The organism is Pseudomonas sp. 65/3-MNA-CIBAN-0223, assembly GCF_040310425.1.
Taxonomy (GTDB): Bacteria; Pseudomonadota; Gammaproteobacteria; order Pseudomonadales; family Pseudomonadaceae; genus Aquipseudomonas; species Aquipseudomonas gregormendelii.
This window is the reverse complement of the sequence record NZ_JBEOPV010000014.1, coordinates 21,880-39,820: the sequence shown is the minus strand read 5'-3', so window position 1 is coordinate 39,820 and position 17,941 is coordinate 21,880. Positions and strand designations below refer to the sequence as shown.

The 17,941-nt window shown below is 62.0% G+C and carries 15 protein-coding genes; 12 read left to right on the top strand and 3 right to left on the bottom strand.

Annotated features, from left to right (window positions below):
* Nucleotides 1–2 precede the first annotated feature (2 nt).
* Genes AAEZ09_RS18325 through AAEZ09_RS18305 form a run of 5 tightly spaced genes read left to right on the top strand, consistent with a single transcriptional unit; the run spans nt 3 to nt 4,571 of the window.
* The gene (locus tag AAEZ09_RS18325; RefSeq protein ID WP_045057596.1) at nt 3–365 is read left to right on the top strand and encodes an STAS domain-containing protein; all 363 of its coding nucleotides are present in this window, start codon (nt 3–5) and stop codon (nt 363–365) included.
* Nucleotides 362–766: an anti-sigma regulatory factor gene (locus AAEZ09_RS18320; protein WP_045057597.1), complete on the top strand. Its 405-nt coding sequence runs from the start codon at nt 362–364 to the stop codon at nt 764–766. The genes AAEZ09_RS18325 and AAEZ09_RS18320 overlap by 4 nt, the downstream gene beginning before the upstream one ends.
* Nucleotides 763–1,773 (top strand): ATP-binding protein, encoded by a 1,011-nt coding sequence (locus tag AAEZ09_RS18315; protein ID WP_350600329.1) that lies wholly within the window; start codon nt 763–765, stop codon nt 1,771–1,773. Before AAEZ09_RS18320 ends, AAEZ09_RS18315 begins: the two co-directional genes overlap by 4 nt.
* Nucleotides 1,766–2,638, top strand: a complete 873-nt coding sequence (locus AAEZ09_RS18310; protein WP_045057598.1) for a sensor histidine kinase — start codon at nt 1,766–1,768, stop codon at nt 2,636–2,638. Before AAEZ09_RS18315 ends, AAEZ09_RS18310 begins: the two co-directional genes overlap by 8 nt.
* Nucleotides 2,628–4,571, top strand: coding sequence for a response regulator (locus tag AAEZ09_RS18305; protein WP_350600261.1), 1,944 nt, complete (start codon nt 2,628–2,630; stop codon nt 4,569–4,571). Before AAEZ09_RS18310 ends, AAEZ09_RS18305 begins: the two co-directional genes overlap by 11 nt.
* Nucleotides 4,572–4,755: 184 nt before the next feature.
* On the opposite strand, the gene AAEZ09_RS18300 is transcribed toward AAEZ09_RS18305, so the two are convergent.
* The 3 genes from AAEZ09_RS18300 to AAEZ09_RS18290 form a co-directional block, all read right to left on the bottom strand.
* The gene (locus AAEZ09_RS18300; protein ID WP_350600260.1) at nt 4,756–7,377 is read right to left on the bottom strand and encodes an excinuclease ABC subunit UvrA; all 2,622 of its coding nucleotides are present in this window, start codon (nt 7,375–7,377) and stop codon (nt 4,756–4,758) included.
* Nucleotides 7,378–7,424: 47 nt separating this feature from the next.
* Nucleotides 7,425–9,536 (bottom strand): hybrid sensor histidine kinase/response regulator, encoded by a 2,112-nt coding sequence (locus tag AAEZ09_RS18295; RefSeq protein ID WP_350600259.1) that lies wholly within the window; start codon nt 9,534–9,536, stop codon nt 7,425–7,427.
* A gap of 211 nt (nt 9,537–9,747) precedes the next feature.
* Complete coding sequence (locus tag AAEZ09_RS18290) at nt 9,748–10,437, bottom strand: GntR family transcriptional regulator (protein ID WP_045057602.1); 690 nt, start codon at nt 10,435–10,437, stop codon at nt 9,748–9,750.
* Between the two features lie 140 nt (nt 10,438–10,577).
* Between AAEZ09_RS18290 and AAEZ09_RS18285 the strand changes: the two genes are divergently transcribed.
* The 7 genes from AAEZ09_RS18285 to AAEZ09_RS18255 all read left to right on the top strand — a co-directional run bounded on the left by AAEZ09_RS18285 (nt 10,578) and on the right by AAEZ09_RS18255 (nt 17,932).
* Nucleotides 10,578–11,663, top strand: a complete 1,086-nt coding sequence (locus AAEZ09_RS18285) for an ABC transporter ATP-binding protein (protein ID WP_045057603.1) — start codon at nt 10,578–10,580, stop codon at nt 11,661–11,663.
* Nucleotide 11,664: 1 nt separating this feature from the next.
* Nucleotides 11,665–12,582: an ABC transporter permease gene (locus AAEZ09_RS18280; protein WP_205892863.1), complete on the top strand. Its 918-nt coding sequence runs from the start codon at nt 11,665–11,667 to the stop codon at nt 12,580–12,582.
* Entirely contained in the window at nt 12,579–13,367 is a 789-nt protein-coding gene (locus tag AAEZ09_RS18275) for an ABC transporter permease (protein WP_350600257.1), read from the top strand. Before AAEZ09_RS18280 ends, AAEZ09_RS18275 begins: the two co-directional genes overlap by 4 nt.
* A 17-nt stretch (nt 13,368–13,384) precedes the next feature.
* Nucleotides 13,385–14,437, top strand: coding sequence for an extracellular solute-binding protein (locus AAEZ09_RS18270; RefSeq protein ID WP_045057606.1), 1,053 nt, complete (start codon nt 13,385–13,387; stop codon nt 14,435–14,437).
* A gap of 138 nt (nt 14,438–14,575) precedes the next feature.
* The gene (locus AAEZ09_RS18265) at nt 14,576–15,766 is read left to right on the top strand and encodes an amidohydrolase family protein (RefSeq protein ID WP_045057607.1); all 1,191 of its coding nucleotides are present in this window, start codon (nt 14,576–14,578) and stop codon (nt 15,764–15,766) included.
* On the top strand, nt 15,763–17,262 hold the full coding sequence (locus tag AAEZ09_RS18260) for an amidohydrolase family protein (protein ID WP_350600255.1): 1,500 nt from the start codon (nt 15,763–15,765) through the stop codon (nt 17,260–17,262). The genes AAEZ09_RS18265 and AAEZ09_RS18260 overlap by 4 nt, the downstream gene beginning before the upstream one ends.
* Before the next feature lie 10 nt (nt 17,263–17,272).
* Nucleotides 17,273–17,932, top strand: coding sequence for a flavin reductase family protein (locus AAEZ09_RS18255; protein WP_045057608.1), 660 nt, complete (start codon nt 17,273–17,275; stop codon nt 17,930–17,932).
* Nucleotides 17,933–17,941: the final 9 nt, after the last annotated feature.

Genomic DNA, 17,941 nt, shown 5'->3' with positions numbered 1-17,941 from the left:
CAATGGAACGCATTCCAATTCTGCAAATGGGCGACTTCCTGCTGGTGACCATCCAGGTCGACATGCACGACCAGTTGGCCCTGACGCTCCAGGATGACCTGTCCGAGCGCATCAGCCGCACCTCCGCTCGCGGCGTGCTGATCGACATTTCGGCGCTGGACATGGTCGACTCGTTCATCGGGCGCATGATCGGCACCATCTCCGGCCTGTCGCGCATCATGGACGCCCAGACCGTGCTGGTTGGCATGCAACCGGCCGTGGCGATCACCCTGGTGGAGCTCGGCATGAGCCTGCCGGGCGTCAGTACCGCCCTGAACGTCGAACGCGGGATGAAACTGCTGCAGGATCGAGTACGTGAACGATGAACGTGCGCAGCAGTGGCAGCCAACCCATTCAAATCGAACAGGACGTGGTCCTCGCGCGCCAGACTGCGCGCAAGCTGGCCACTGAATGCGGCATGCGGTTGATCGACCTGACCAAGATGGTGACCGCGGTCAGCGAGCTGGCGCGCAACACCATGGTGTATGGCGGTGGTGGCGACATGGATTGGCAAATCCTCGATGAAAACGCCCGCACCGGGCTGCGCCTGGTGTTCCGCGACGAGGGGCCGGGCATACCCGATATCAAGCTGGCGATGACCGACGGCTGGACTTCCGGGGGTGGCCTGGGCCTTGGCCTGACCGGCGCCAAACGCCTGGTGGAAGAATTCGAACTCGATACCGCGCCCGGCAAGGGTACTCGCATAACGATCACACGATGGGTATGAACATCAGCGGTTCGATGACGCAAGTACTCCCCATCGAAGACACCAGCCAGATCGGTCACGCCCGCCGTACCGCGCAGCAACTTGCCGAGCAGCACGGCTTCGACGCCACGGATGCCGGGCGCGTGGCACTGGTCGCCACCGAACTTGCCAGTAATATCCTCAAACATGCCGCCAGCGGTGAGTTGCACCTGCGTGTGCTGCCTCGCGCAGCCGGTGCCGGGATTGAAATGCTCGCCATCGACCGGGCCAACGGATTTGACCTGGAGGCCTGCCTGGCCGACGGTTTTTCTACCGGTGGCACCCAGGGCATCGGCCTGGGCGCGGTGTCGCGCCAGACCCAAGTCTTTGATGTGTATGCCGACGCCCGGGGCGCTGTGCTGCTGGCCCGGCTGTACCCACGCAACGACAAGGCTGCGGACCAGCGGTTCGGCGTCAGCCAGCATTCCCTGCGCAACGACCCCGCCTGTGGTGATGTCTGGCACCTGGCCTTTGACGGCTCGCGTATCAGTGCCCTGGTGATCGATGGCCTGGGCCATGGCGAGGACGCCGAACGCGCCGCACGTGCGGGTGAACAGACCTTCGCCTTGGCGCCGTTCACCACGCCGGTGATGCTGCTCGAAGACATCCATCGCGACATGATCGGCACCCGCGGCGGCGCCCTGGCGATTGCACAGTTCGACGGCGACGCCGATGCACTGAAATTCGTCGGCATCGGCAACATCGGTGCCTGCCTGATCGCCCCCGGAAAATCACGCGGCCTGGCGTCCCACCCCGGCATCGTCGGTGGGCAATATCGAAAGGCGCAACCCTTTGACTATGCTCAAGTGAACGGACAACTATTGATCATGTACAGCGACGGCCTGCAGTCCCGTTGGAACCTGCAAGATTACCCCGGCCTGGTGCACCGCCATCCCGCCGTGATTGCCGCCATTTTGCACCGCGATTTTTGCCGCAAAAGCGACGACGTCACGGTCGTGGTCATTGAGCTGGAGGCCCAACATGGCTGATGCACCCATCAATCACGACGAGCAGGCGGCATTGGTCGCGCAGTTGCAGGCCGAGGCCAATGCCCTGCGAGAGGAACTGGACGAGACCAACCAGGGTGTCCTGGCGCTGTATGCTGAACTGGATACCCAGGCCGACCAGTTGCGCCAGGCGTCGGACCTCAAGAGCCGTTTCCTGTCTTACATGAGTCACGAGTTCCGCACACCACTGGGTTCGATCCTGAGCATCACCGGCCTGTTGACCGATGAGCTCGACGGCCCCTTGAGCGCCGAGCAGCACAAGCAGGTGGCCTTTGTCAGCACCGCCGCGCGCGAACTCAGCGACATGGTCGACGACCTGCTGGACCTGGCCAAGATCGAAGCCGGGCGCATCAATATCTCGCCCGCCTGGTTCGACATGTTCGACCTGTTCGCCGCGTTGCGCGGCATGTTTCGCCCGATTGTCGATGCCAGCGCCGTGGACCTGATTTTCGAAGAACCGGTGGGCCTGCCGAAGCTGTTCACCGATGACAAGAAGCTCGCACAGATCCTGCGCAACTTCATTTCCAACTCGCTGAAGTTCACCACCCGCGGCGAAGTCCGGGTCTCGGCACGGCTGCACGACGCTACTCACGTACGTTTTGCCGTCAGCGACACCGGAATAGGTATCGCCCCGGAGCTACATGGCGCATTGTTCGAGGACTTTTCCCAGGTCGACTCTCCGCTGCAGAAGCGCCTTCGCGGCACCGGACTCGGACTGTCCCTGTGCAAACGCTTTGCTCAGTTACTGGGTGGCGAAGTCGGCCTGGAGAGCAAGCCGGGCCTGGGCTCGACCTTTTTCGTGATCATCCCGCTGGCAATTGCCATGGAGCCCGTCGATGAAACGTGACATCCGCCTGCTGGTCGTCGATGACAACGTCGCTACGCGCTACGCCTTGCGCCGTCGCCTGGAAAGCCACGGCTATGAAGTGTTGGAGGCCGGCACCGGTGGCGAGGGCCTCGAACTGATCGCCAGTGTCGCCCTCGACGCGCTGATTCTCGACGTGAACCTGCCGGACATGAGCGGTTTCGACATCGTGCGCAAGCTGCGCTGCGACCCCGCCACCGCCCTGCTGCCGGTAATTCACGTGTCGGCAGCGTCGATCCAGACTGGCGATATCATCACCGGCCTGGACGCTGGCGCGGATGCCTACCTGATTCACCCGGTGGACCCGGATGTGCTGCTGGCGACCCTGCGCACCTTGCTGCGGGTGCGTGAAACGGAAAATGCGCTGCGCGAGAGCGAGGCGCGTTTTCGGGAAATCTTTGTCAATGTGTCTGCGCCCATCGCGGTGCTGGACGCGCAGCTCAAGGTGCACGAATGCAATCACGCGTTCACGCAGCTGATGCAGGACAACCTCGACCCGGATGCCCTGCGCGAGTGTTTTGCCCCGGACCAGGGCGCGGTCATTGACGAACTGCGCCTGCGCCTGGCCTATGGCGAGCGCTGGAAAGGCACGCTGAATATGCGCGTGCACGGCGAAGTCCGCGAGACCGAATGGCAGCTCTCACCCTACCGCACACCTGAACTGAGCCTGGTGTTCGTCGAGGACGTCACCGAGCACCGTCATCGTGAGCGCTCGCACCTGGCGCGCCTGGATGACGCCACTACCCAGCTGGCCAACGAAGTCGCACAACGGGCACGCACCGAGGCGCAGCTGCTGCAGGTGCAGAAGATGGACGCGCTGGGCAAGCTCACCGGCGGCATCGCTCATGACTTCAACAACCTGCTGACCGGCATTATCACCAGCCTCGAACTGATCCAGAAGCGCATCGCCGCGTCACGCACCGACAAGGTCCAGTTGTATACCGAAGCCGCCTTGAGCTCTGCCATGAGTGCCGCCTCCCTCACTCATCGCCTGCTGGCCTTTGCCCGCCAGCAGCCACTGGACACCCGGCCGGTGGACATCAACGCCCAGGTGCGTTCGCTGGAAGAATTACTGATGCGCACCATCGGTGAGCGCATCGCCCTGAAACTTGAGCTGACGTCCAAGGCGGCGATCGCCCTGGTCGACCCGGTCCAGCTTGAAAGTGCCGTGCTCAACCTGGTGATCAACGCGCGCGATGCGCTGCCCCAGGGCGGTAATATCTGGGTCAGTACCTATGCCGCCTTCTCCCACGGAGATCCCAACCTGGCGGACGGTGCGTATGTTGCCCTGGCCGTACGCGATGACGGTACGGGCATCGATCACAGCGTCATCGACAAGGTCTTCGATCCGTTTTTCACCACCAAACCGTTGGGCCAGGGCACCGGGCTCGGGTTGTCGACCATCTACGGCTTCGCCCGCCAGTCCGGCGGCGACGCGCACATCCGTAGCGTGGCGCGCCGCGGTACCGAAGTCACGATCATGCTGCCCGCCACTTCCGACCCGACCTCCAGCCAGCCCCCCCCACTCACGGCAGATGCTCAGGGCGATGGCGAGCACGTGCTGATCGTCGAGGACATGCCGTCAGTGCGCATGTTCGTCACCGAGGTGCTGATGGACGCCGGTTACCGCTGCACCCAGGTCGGCGACATTGAAAGCGCACTCGAGCGGTTGCAGAACGACCCGTCGATCGACTTGCTGCTGACCGACGTCGGCCTGCCGCGCATGACCGGCCGCGAGCTGGCGGACGTAGCCCGAGGCTGGCGCGCGCAGTTGCCGATCCTGTTCATGACCGGCTATGCGGAAAACGCGATCAACCGCCAGGTATTCCTCGGCGATGGCATGGAAATGCTGGTCAAGCCATTCCAGATCAACGAGCTGCTGGACAAGGTGCGGCGTACGATTGATGGGGTTTGATCTACCGTTAGTGCGGGCAAGACCTGTGGGAGCAAGGCCTCCCCGCGATCAAGGCGCCGCGGTGAGTCTGCAAGACCTTGTTATCGTTCATCGCGGGCAAGCCTTGCTCCCACAGAATCTTGCTCTCATGGGCTTGCTTACATAGGTCTTGTTCTTACAGATCTTGCGCATTCCGGTCTTGCTTCTACAGGTTGAGCGTCCTGGCCAAAAACGGTGCAGTCTTGCTCTTCCTGCTTTTGGCAACTTTCAGCGGCACCCCCGCCACCACAATTTTACCGCCCTGATCCCCTGCCCCGGGCCCGATATCAATCACCCAGTCACTCTGCGCCACCACGCGCATCTCGTGCTCGACCACTATGACCGTATGCCCCCCTGACACCAGGGTGTTGAGCTGTTCCATCAGCCGATCGACATCCCGCGGGTGCAACCCGGTGGTCGGTTCGTCGAGCACGTACAGGGTGGCGCCGCGCTGGTTGCGCTGCAGTTCAGTAGCCAGTTTGATGCGCTGGGCTTCGCCGCCCGACAGCTCGGTGGCTGGCTGGCCGAGGCGCAAATACCCCAGGCCAATGTCACGCAACACCTCCAGTGAACGGCGGATGCCAGCTTGCCCGGCAAAAACCGACACCGCTTCATCCACGGTCAGCTGCAGCACCTGGGCGATGCTCAAGCCTTGCCAGGTGATAGCCAGGGTCTGGGGGTTGTAGCGCGCACCATGGCAGGTTGGGCATGGCGCATACACGCTGGGCATGAACAGCAACTCGACGCTGACAAAACCTTCGCCTTCACAGGTGGGGCAGCGGCCCTTGGCGACATTGAAAGAGAACTGCCCGGCATCGTAGCCTTGCGCCCGCGCCTGATCAGTGCCGGCATACAGCTTGCGCACGCTGTCGAACAGGCCCGTATAGGTCGCCAGGTTCGAGCGCGGCGTACGGCCAATCGGTTTCTGGTCGACCTGCACCAGACGCTTGATCGACGTCAGGCCCGCAGTCACCTGACCGCCGCTGACCTGGGGCGCATCGTCCTCCAGGCTCGGCTCCTCGGCATCACTCTCAGCCACCGGGCGTCCCAAGTGCGCGCCCACCAGTTCCAGCAACGCCTGGCTGACCAGGCTCGATTTCCCCGACCCCGAAACACCGGTAACCGAAGTGAAACAGCCCAGTGGAAACTCCACACTGAGGTTGTCCAGGTTGTTGCGGGTGATCCCCTCCAGTCGCAGCCAGTCGGCTGGCTTGCGGCAGGTGCGCGCCTGGCTCGCTGCCTCGGCGAACAGGTAGTCGCGGGTTTGCGATTCATTGACCTGCTCCAGGCCGGCCGGTGGCCCGCTGTACAAGATCCGCCCGCCATGTTCACCGGCCGCCGGGCCGACGTCGATCAGCCAATCGGCACGGCGCATGGTTTCCAGGTCGTGCTCGACCACAAACAAGGTATTGCCGCAGGCCTTCAGCCGTTGCAAGGCATCGAACAGCGCCTCGCCATCTGCCGGGTGCAGGCCCGCCGAGGGTTCGTCGAGCACGTAGATCACGCCGAACAGTTGCGAACCCAGTTGGGTCGCCAGGCGCAGGCGTTGCAACTCGCCGGACGACAGGGTCGGCGTGCTTCGCTCCAGTGCCAGGTAGCCCAGGCCCAGGTCAGTCAGGGTGCTGACCCGCTCCAGCAAATCCTGAGCGATACGCTGGGCCGCCAGGCGCTTTTCCACTGACAGGTTGGGCGTATGCCGCACATCCGGCGCATTGGCATGCGCACTGGCTCCGTGGGCGACGCGCTGGGCCCGGGCTTCCAGGGTCTGGCTTGGCGTGAAGACATCACCCGCTTCTTCGGCCTGGTCCAGATAGCTCTGCGCCGCCACCGGTTTCAACACCTCGGCAAACTGCAGCAAGGGCATCTGCGACAACTCGCCGATATCATAACCGGCGAACTTCACCGACAACGCTTCGCGCTTGAGGCGTTTGCCGTCGCACACGGGGCATGGACTGCCGAGCATGAACTGGGCAACCCGCTTCTTCATCAACGCGCTTTGCGAATGGGTGAAGGTATGCAGGATGTAGCGTCGTGCGCCGGTGAACGTACCCTGGTAACTCGGCTCCATCTTGCGCTTGAGGGCGACCCTGGTTTCTTCGGGGGTGAGCCCGGCGTACACAGGTACCGTGGGGGTTTCCTCGGTGAAGAGGATCCAGTCACGCTGTTTTTTCGGCAGCTCGCGCCAGGGCTTGTCGACGTCATACCCGAGCGTGACCAGGATGTCGCGCAGGTTTTGCCCCTGCCAGGCCATAGGCCAGGAAGCGACTGCGCGTTGGCGGATGGTCAAACTTGGGTCCGGAACCATCAGCGCTTCGGTGACTTCATAGACACGCCCCAGGCCATGACATTCCGGGCAGGCCCCCTGTGGTGTGTTCGGCGAGAAATCCTCGGCATACAGCATGGGTTGTCCGGGCGGGTAGCTGCCGGCCCGGGAATAGAGCATGCGGATCAGGCTCGACAAGGTGGTCACACTGCCCACCGACGAGCGCGTGCTCGGCGTGCCGCGCTGTTGCTGCAAGGCCACGGCAGGCGGCAGGCCATCGATGGAGTCGACGTCAGGCACCCCAACCTGATCGATCAGGCGCCGGGCATAGGGCGCCACGGACTCGAAATAACGCCGTTGCGCTTCGGCATAGAGCGTAGAAAACGCCAGGGATGACTTACCCGAGCCGGAGACTCCGGTGAATACCACCAGGGCATTGCGGGGTATATCGACATCCACATTCTTGAGATTGTGTTCCCGGGCACCGCGCACCCTGACCATGCCGGAGGTTGGATCGGAATTCATAGGCTGCCTTGATTCGATTGAGGATGCTTAATCTCAGGTTTACCAGATCAACCGCTCAGGACATTACGAACCATGCGCGTCAGCGCTTCCGGCCCATAAGGCTTGCTCAGCAGATGGGTATCGGGACTGAGCTGGTGATTGCGCGTAATAATGTCGCGGGTATGCCCCGACGTGAACAGCACAGCAACCGGCGGTTTCTGCACCTTGGCCCAGGCGGCCAGGTCCGAGCTCTTGATCAGCCCGGGCATGACCACGTCAGTGAAAATCAGATCCACCGCTACGCCTTCCAGCAACATCTGCATGGCGATGTCCCCGTTGGCAGCGATCAGCACCTTGTAACCCTCCTCGTGCAGCAGCTCCACGGCCGCGGCGCGCACCGCCTCGTTATCCTCCACCACCAGGACAGTTTCGTGGCCACCTGGATGCTGCGCGTCGTGCACCGCTGATTCAACAGACAGCCCGCGCAGGCACCGCGGAAAATACAGCTCGACCCGAGTGCCCTGGCCTTCAAAGCTGGACATCTCGATATGCCCGCCGCTTTGCTTGACGAAGCCGAACACCATGCTCAGGCCCAACCCGGTGCCCTGGCCATCGGCCTTGGTGGTGAAAAAGGGTTCAAACGCCTGCGCCAGCACCTGGGGTGGCATGCCAACACCCGTGTCAACCACCGCAACCCGCACATAATCGCCGGCGACAATGCCCTTGCCGGCACAGAACTGGCGGTCCAGTGCAACATTTTCTGCGCTGAGTATCACCGTTCCCTCGCCCCGCATGGCGTCCCGGGCGTTGATTGCCAGGTTGAGGATGGCATTTTCCAGCTGGTTACGGTCGACGTTGAGATGCCAGGACTCTTGCGGGACCCGCACATCGATCTGCAGGGTTTCGCCCAGCGCTCGCTGCAGCAACTCGGCCAGGCCTTCGAAGATTTGCCGAGGGTCGTAGACCGCCGGGGACAAAGGCTGGCGCCGGGCAAACGCGAGCAGTTGCGAGGACAGCTTGGCCCCGCGCTCGACCGCTGCAATCGAGGCCTTGACCCGACGTTGCACATTGGCGTTGTCCGGCTCATGCCGCGCCAGCAGGTGCAGGTTACCGGCGATCACCTGCAGCAGGTTATTGAAGTCGTGAGCTACGCCACCCGTGAGGCCGCCGATGGCTTCGAGCTTCTGCGACTGACGCAGTTGCTCCTCGGCCTGCAGCCGCGCGCTGACCTCTTCGGCGACGCGTTGCTCCAGGTTGCGGGTGAATTTCAGCAGTGACTCTTCAGCCGTCTTGCGCACATGAATGTCGATCAACACCCCGGGGAAGCGCAACGGTTCGCCGTGTTCATCGAACTCGCAGCAACCGCTGGCCAAGACCCACAGATGACTGCCATCGGGGCGCAACACGCGGTATTCGGCGTTAAAGGGTTCACCGGTTTTCTGCGCCTGGTTAACCTGCTCACGGACCCAGCCCACGTCCTCGGGGTGAATCCGCGATTCAGCGACGGCACTGGGCAGGTTGGACAGGTCGCAGCCTGGCGGAAAGGAGAATGTGCGGGCGAATCGTTCGTCGCCGGAAAGAATGTCGGCCTTGAGGTCCCAGACGAAGGAGCCCAGCAAGGCCCCGGCATTGAGTGCCAGGCGGACCCGCTCGTTATCGGCGCGATAGGCATCTTCAGCCGCCCGGCGCCGGCGCTCGGAAATGACATGGTCGGTGGTATCGACCACCATCGCCATGACGCCTGCGGGCCGACCCTCGTCATTGGCCACCGGGCTGTAATAGAGATCGAGCCAGACATCTTCGGGGACCCCGTTGCGTAACAGCACCAGTTCCTTGTTGTGATAGGACAAGGTGCCGCCGCCCAGGCACGTGTCCACCACATGCCGGTTGAATTCGGCGACTTCCGGCCAACCCAGTTCCACCGGAGAGCCCAGCAGGTAAGGATGGCGGCCGCCAGCGAATGCCGAGTAGGCGTCGTTGTAGATCATGTACCCGGCCCGGCCCCAGAGCATGACCATCGGCAAGGGCGACGCAAGCATTAACTGCACGGTGCTGCACAGGCTTTTCTGCCAATTCTGGACAGGCCCAAGCTCGGTCAGGCTCCAGTCGAATGCACGAATGCGTCCGGCCATCTCACCGTTCCAGCCGGCACACCCGTGGCTTGCGTCTAGAAACTGCATCGACTGACTCTTTAGTCCCTGAAATGACACCTGTCTGCTTCGAGCGCACGCGGCGCCAATGGTTTCATTGCGTACATGCACATCGTAGCGGTTTGAAGCACGCGCAGGCGCTGTCGAGAGAAACGAGGCTGCGATCTTTTGATCCTGGCTCTAGCAAAACAAGATCAAAAGATCGCAGCCTGCGGCAGCTCCTACCTGAATGTCCACATCATCACACTTCAATCAGATGCTTAAGGGGATGGTAGCCAGTTTTCAGCGTGGCGGCGACGTCGAGGATGGCCTTTTCGATGCCGTTTAGATGCATGCAGGTCAACTCGATCGCCGCGCTCTGGTTCCCCGCCTCGATGTACTCGATCAGCCGCAGGTGTTCGTCATCGCGGCAGGCCTCGTGGCTGTCGTCGTCCAGCGCCGCCGCGTACAGCGAGGCCCGGGATATCAGCTTCTGGAACCAGTCGAGCAGCACCGGGTTGTTCAGGCTGCGCGCCAGCTTGATGTGGAACTCCCCAAGCAGATGAATCAACCGCTCGTGGTCGCCGTTGCGGTGCGCTTCATCTTCCAGCAGCAGGTGCTCGCGCAGGTCCTGGGCAACTGCCGAATCACGCCGGCGACACAGCTCACTGACGATGCCGATCTCGATCAGGCGGCGGGTTTCAAACAGCGAACGAATCTCTTCATCACTGGGCAAAGACACCGATGCACCTTTATTGGGCTCTGTCGTCACCAGCCCGTCGGCTTCCAACTGCTTGAGCGCCGCACGCACCGACGTGCGGCTGACATTAAAAAGCTCGGCCAGTGACGCCTCGCCAAGCTTCATCCCCGGACGTAACGAACGCTTGCTGATCGCTTCGTAAACCCCTTGGTAGACGCGGTCCACGGTTGTCTCAAGTTTCTTTTCGCTCATCTGAATACTCCTTTGTGCCGGACAACAGCCCTCTGGCAAAGAATGGCCAATGAAAAAAGGGGGTTGCACCGGCAGATTAATCCGGTTATTTGTAGATTGCATCCAGATATTGCATACAATAATTAGAGGATTGCACCATTATGGGTCAACCAATCGCTATCGAAGTGCGTAACGTTTCCAAGCGGTATTCCGACGATCCCGGGTTGGCCCCAGCCCTGGACAACGTATCGGTCGACATCGCCGACAACGAATTCTTTACCTTGCTCGGCCCTTCCGGCTGCGGCAAAACCACCCTGCTGCGCACCATCGCCGGCTTTGAGCATGTCAGTGATGGCCAGATCCGCCTCGGGGGTGAACCGGTCAATGACCTGCCGCCCTTCAAGCGCCGGGTCAACACGGTGTTTCAGAGCTATGCGCTGTTTCCACACATGACTGTCGCGCAGAATATCGCCTTCGGCCTCGAGATGCAGGGTCTTGATCGCAAGCAGACGGCCCGGAGGGTGGAAGAAATGCTCGCGCTGGTGCAGATGCAGCATCTGTCCCTGCGTAAACCCGCCGAATTGTCCGGCGGGCAACAGCAGCGAGTGGCGCTGGCCCGGGCGCTGGCCCCCAAGCCCAAGGTGCTGTTGCTGGACGAGCCGCTGTCGGCCCTGGATCTCAAGTTGCGCAAGGAAATGCAGGTTGAACTCAAGCGAGTGCAGAAAGAAGCCGGCATTACCTTTATTTTCGTCACCCACGACCAGGAAGAAGCCCTGACCCTGTCTGATCGCATCGCCGTGATGTCGGCGGGCAAAATCCTGCAAATCGGCAGCCCCAACGACATCTACGAACGCCCACAACACCAGTTCGTCGCCCAGTTCATCGGCGACATCAATTTCCTTCCCGGGCACCTCAAGCGCGGCCAGCACAATGAAAACCTCTTCGTTCCGAACGGCATGCCGGTGGAAATCCCTTGCCAGGACCACGGCCTGGACAGTGCCAACGTGCAGTTGGCGTTTCGTCCGGAACGTTCGCAACTGGTCGACCCCATGCAACCGCATCACCTGCGGGGCGTAATCGAGGCTGTTCTGTACGTGGGCACGGCCACGCTTTATCAGTGCCGGCTGAACAATGAAATCAAGGTCATGTTGCGTGAGAACAACGAAGGCCTTAACCGCGGCCGGGCCGTAGGAGACCGGGTCGCCGTCAACCTGCCACCCCACGCCTGCCTGTTGATGGAGGCCTGAGATGAGCGTCAGCAGTTCTTCCCCCGCCTTGAGCCGTGCGCTGTTGCTCAGCCCGGTGGTCCTTACCCTGCTCACCCTGATCGCCATTCCCCTGGGCATCATGGGCTACATCAGCCTGCTGCCGCGCAACGTCTACGGCGGAGTCGACTGGCAGGCCGACTGGCAATTGCAAAGCTATGTGCAGTTGTTTTTCCAGGAAGGTTTCGACGGTGAACTGGAGCTCAACTGGGTGTACGCCCATGCACTGTTGCGCTCGGTGTTCCAGGCCGCAGGCACCACGCTGCTGTGTTTCCTGTTCGGCTTCCCGGTGGCGCTGTGGATGTCCAGCCTGACCCCGGGCCGGCGCAACCTCATGGTGCTGCTGATCACCATCCCGTTCTGGACCAACCTGCTGATCCGCAACTACGCCTGGCTGATCATCCTGCGCGAACACGGCTGGGTCGCGCAAAGTCTCAACGCACTGTTCCCCCAGGCCGGTGGCATCACCCTGCTGTACAACGACTTCGCGGTTAGCGTCGGGCTGGTCTACAGCTTCCTGCCCTTCATGATCCTGCCGATCTACTCGACCCTGGAGAAACTTGACTGGCGCCTGGTAGAAGCCGCCTACGACCTCGGCGCCAATCGCTGGCACGCGCTGAAGCGAATCATCCTGCCGCTTTCGATGCCGGGGGTGATCGCCGGCGCGCTGCTGGTGTTCGTGCCGAGCCTGGGCGCCTTCATCACCCCGGCGATTCTCGGCGGGGGCAAGACGCTGATGATCGGCAACCTGATTCAGCAACAGTTCGGCACCGCACGCAACTGGCCGCTGGGCAGCTCTTTGTCGTTCCTGTTACTGGGGATTCTGCTGCTGTCCCTGGTGCTGTACGCCCTCTATAGCCGCAATGCGGCCAAGACCCTGCGTCGTGGAGCCACCCTATGATCGCCCTGCACCTGAAAAAACTGCCGCTGACCCGCGAGATCAGCCTGCTGATCCTGGCCTACCTGTACCTGCCGATCCTGGTGTTGATCGCCTACAGCTTCAATGCCAACCGCTCGGCGACGGTCTGGACCGAGTTTTCCTTCGCCTGGTACGGGCGCATCCTGGCGAACCCGTCAATCCAGACCGCCGCGTTGAACTCGATCATCGTCGCGAGCATCGCCACGGTCTGCGCCACGGCCATCGCCCTGCTCGCAGCGCTGGCGACCTACCGGCCCTTCTATGGGCAGAAGATGGTCGAGGGCGGGATCAGCCTGCCCCTGATCCTGCCGGAGATCGTCACTGCGGTGGCCACGCTGCTGCTGTTCATGGCCCTGGGCATCAAGCTGGGGTTGCTCACCGTGATCGTCGCGCACATTGGTTTCTGCATCCCCTTCGCTTACCTGCCGATCCGCGCCCGACTCAATGACCTGGACAAGAGCCTGCTGGAGGCGGCCAACGACCTGTACGCCAACCCATGGCAGGTGTTTCGCCGGGTCACCCTGCCGCTGCTGTGGCCGGCGGTGCTGTCGGGTTCGGTGCTGGCCTTTGTCGTCAGCCTGGACGATTTCATCATGACCTTCTTCGTTGCCGGCCCGGGTTCCACCACCCTGCCGGTCTACATCTTCTCGGCAATCAAGGCCGGGGTGACGCCGGAGATCAATGCGATTTCGACCCTGATGCTGGTGATTTCCATCGTGCTGGTGGTGCTGGCCTTCTGGCTGGGACAGCGCGGCAAAAACCAATGACCCTGGAGCGTTCTGTCATGAAAATCAAAACCCTGCGTTATGGCGTCGCCGGTCTGGCACTCAGTTGCCTGACGGTTTTTACTGCGCAAGCCGCCGAGCCCAAGGAGCTGTTCTTCTACAACTGGACCGATTATTACCCGGTCGACCTGCTGGCCAAATTCGAGAAAGAGACCGGCATCAAGGTCACCATGGATGGCTACGACAGCAACGAGACCCTGCTCGCCAAATTGCAGGCCGGGGGCGCTGCTTACGATGTGATCGTGCCTTCGCAGTCGATCATGCAAACCCTGATCAAGCAGGATTTGCTGCTGCAGATCGACGCCGCTGCCCTGCCCAACTTCCAGTACGTGAAACCGGCCTTTCGCGACCCGACGTTCGACCCTGGACGCAAGTTCTCTGCGCCTTATCTGTGGGGGACCACCGGTTTCTCTTATGACAGCGCCCGGGTGCCCGGCGGCAAGCTGGACGATTCGTGGAAAGAGTTTTTCGAGCCGCGCAAGGAACTGCAAGGCCAACTGGCCGCCCTCGACACTTCCAGCAGCGTGATCAACGCCGCCAGCCATTACCTGAATGTCGACGAGTGCAGTGAAAACCCCCAGGACGCCAAGCGCATTCTGGAACTGCTGCAAAAGCAAAAGCCGTTCCTGAAGATGTACAGCTCCGACAACACCGTCGACCGCATGGCCTCCGGTGAAGTGATCATGATGCAGAACTGGAACGGTTCGACCGCCCGCGCCACCCTGCAGAAAAACACCATCAAGTACGTCTACCCACGCGAAGGCCTGGCGATGTTCCAGGACAACTTCGCCGTGCCCAAAAGCGCGCCACATCCCGGCAATGCAAAGATTTTCATCGACTGGATGATGAAGCCGGAAAACGCAGCGGCGGTATCGAATGCCATTGCCTATGCCAACGCAATCCAGAGCGACAAGCTGCTGGAGGCCAAATGGAAGGTCATGGACGCCATCAACATGCCAGACGAGTTCGCCTCGCGCCTGCGCCCGGAGAAAGAGTGCAGCAACAAGGCGAGGGAGCTGCAGGACCGGATTTGGGCGAAGCTCAAGGGTTGATTGCCTGGCTCTAAACCGAGTGCGGCCATCGCGAGCAGGCTCGCTCCCACAGGGGTCCTGGCCCCCACGGATCCATTGTGGGAGTGAGCCTGCTGGCGATGAAGCCAGCTCTGACCACACAAGATCCGGAGATACGTAATGATCCAATGGCTACGCAACGTGCGCCCCTACGGTGCCCCCGCCGAAGACCTGCTGATCGAAGACGGCCTGCTCAAGCAACGCCGCCCGGCAACAAACTCAGCACTCAGCGCCACCGACATCGACGGCGGTCATCAGCTGCTCACCCCGGGCCTGGTGGAAAGCCATGTGCATCTCGACAAAACCCTCTGGGGTCAGCCCTGGCGCCCGAACAGCGCCGGGCCGACTCTCAAGGACTACATCGCCAACGAGCGACGTGTGCTGCGTGAAGTCGACTCGCCAATCGCCCAACGGGCTGGCGCGCTTCTGGAAAACTGCATCGCCCGCGGCTCGCTGGCCATGCGCTGTCACGTCGACATCGACCCTGAGTTCGGCCTGAGCCATGTAGAGGCCATGCAGCAACTGCGCGAGCGCTACCGCGACCTCATCGACCTGCAACTGGTGGTGTTCCCGCAAACCGGCCTGATCAGCCGCCCGGGCACCGCCGACCTGATGCGCGAAGCCATGACCCTGGGCGTGGAAAACGTCGGCGGACTGGACCCCTGTGGCATCGACAATGATCCCGTCGCACAGCTCGATTTCGTGTTCAAACTCGCCAGCGAATTCGACCGTGGGGTGGACATCCACCTGCATGACAAAGGCGAACTGGGCCTGTGGCAGATCACCCTGATTGCCGACTACACCGAGCGTTTCGCACGCCAGGGACAGGTGATGATCAGTCATGCCTACTGCCTTGGCATGTTGCCCTGGAACCAGGTCAAACCCGTGGCCGAGCGTCTGGCTGCGCTCGGTATTTCGCTGATGAGTTCGGCCCCCGCGGACTGCGCAGTGCCACCGTTCCTCGCGTTACGCCAGGTCGGGGTCAACCTGTGTCTGGGTTCCGACGGCATCCGCGATGCCTGGTCGCCCATGGGCAACGGCGACATGCTGGAACGGGCGATGCTCCTGGCCTTTCGTTTCGACCTGAACAAGGACGATGAACTGGCCGCAGCGTTCGATGCCGCGACCGTCAATGGCGCCCGCGCTTTAGGCATCGAACACTACGGCTTGCAGCTCGGTTGCCCGGCGGACTTCCTGTTGATGCCGGTGCAGACGCTGGGCGAAGCAGTGGTCGCGCGGCCGTTGCGCCAAGTTTATCGCCACGGCCAGTTGATTGCCTGCGATGGACGATTGCTGGACAGTCGCCTGTGAGTCGCCCGGCAACCATCATCGGCCTCAAAGCTGCTTGTGTGGTCGGCTTCGACGGCAGGCAACACGTGCTATGGCGTGATGGCGAGGTGGTGTTCGAAGGCTCGCGCATCCTGTTTGTCGGGCGTGGTTACGCGGGCCCGGTCGAACAATGGATCGATTACGGTAACGCGCTGATCAGCCCTGGGCTCATCGACCTGGATGCCCTCGGCGACCTGGACTCCACGGTACTGACCCTGGACAACGGCGACGAACGCGAGATGGGCCGCATGTGGTCCGAGCAATACCTGGCGCGAGGCCCACGGGAGAGTTTCAGTCCAGAGGAGGAGGTATTCAAATATCGCTACGCCTTCACCCAACTGATCCGCAATGGCATCACCACGGCAATGCCGATCACCTCGATGTACTACCGCGAGTGGGCCGAGACCTACGACGAGTTTGCCGCAGTCGCCCAGGTTGCCGGCGAGCTGGGCCTGCGGACCTACCTCGGCCCTTGCTACATGAGCGGCATGAGCTACTGGCGTGCCGACGCAACCCTGGGGCATCACTTTGATGAGGCCAGGGGGCTGGCCGGGCTGGCGGCGGCTGAACGATTTTTCCAGGATTTCGACGGTGCCCACGGCGGGCTGGTTCGCGGCGCGTTGCTGCCGGACCGCATCCAGACCTGTACGCCAGCATTACTGCAACGTACCGCCGCCTTAAGCCACGAACTTGCAGCGCCAGTGCGCCTGCACTGCTGCCAGGGGCTTGGCGAGGTCGCGATGGTCGAGCAACTGCACGGTTGTTCACCGCTGGGCTGGCTGGAAAAACTGAACCTGCTCACCCCGCGCAGCCTCCTGCCACACGGCATCTACACCTCAGGCGATGAGGACCTGCAGCGCGTGGTGAATGGCGGGACCAGCCTGGTCCATTGTCCGGTGGTGTTTGCCCGTGACGGCGAGGCGCTGAACTCGTTCGGGCGCTATAGGGCCCTGGGCATCAACTTCGCACTGGGCACCGACACCTGGCCGGCTGACCTGCTGGAAAACATGCGCCAGGGCTTGAACATCGCCCGATTGCTGGAGGGCGGCAATTCGCTGACCAGCACCCTGGACCTTTACAACGCCGCCACCCTGGGTGGCGCCAAGGCACTGGGGCGGGACGACCTGGGCCGCCTGGCTCCAGGGGCCAAGGCCGACATCAGCATATTCAACCTGCGCGGCCTGCACCTGGGCCCGCTGTTCGATCCCTTGAAAAACCTGGTGCTGGCCGGACGCGGAGACGATTGCATCGCCAGCTATATCGATGGCCGCTGCGTGATGCAGGACGGCCAGGTGCAGGGCATCGACTACCCCGCCCTGCAACGCCAGGCCCAGCGACAATTCGAAAAACTGATGCGCAGCCATGCCGACCGGGCTACAGGCCAACCGGACTGGAAAACCCTGTTCAAACCGGCCATTGCGTTCGCCGACGACTACAGCGCAACCGCGCCTTTAAGCGCTATAGACCCCTTACTTTAGAGTACTGCCCATGCACAGCTTCGACTTCAGCACGATGAGCCCTCGGGACAAATACAAGATACTGATCGGCAGTGTGGTGCCCCGCCCGATTGCCCTGGTCACCACGATCGATGGCGAGGGCCGCATCAACGCCGCGCCCTTCAGCTTTTTCAACGCATTGTCCGCCGATCCGCCGATCCTTGCCCTGGGCGTGGAAAATTATGGCGACCAGAGCCCCAAGGACACCACGCGCAACATCCAGTTGAATCAGGAATTCACCGTCAATATCGTCAGCGATGCCCTGGTCGAAGCAATGAACGTCTGCGCCGTGCCCTTCGCCCCTGGCTTCGATGAATTGACCGCTGCCGGCCTTACGGCCATCCCCGGCACCCTGGTCAAATGCCCTCGAATCGGCGAAGCCCCAGTGGCACTGGAATGCCGGCGGATGATGGCGCTGTCGATCGGGCAGTCGCGGGAAATCATCTTTGGCGAAGTATTGATGGTCCATGTCCGCGATGAACTGATCGACCCGAAAACCCTGTACATCGATCAACTGGGCCTGGATGCCATTGGCCGTATGGGCGGCCACGGGTATGCGCGCACCCGGGACTATTTCGACTTGCCGACGCGATCGCTGCAGGCCTGGACGGAAGCACCGGGCGGCGGCGAGCGGGTCTGGCCCGAAGCATAGGAGCGGTGT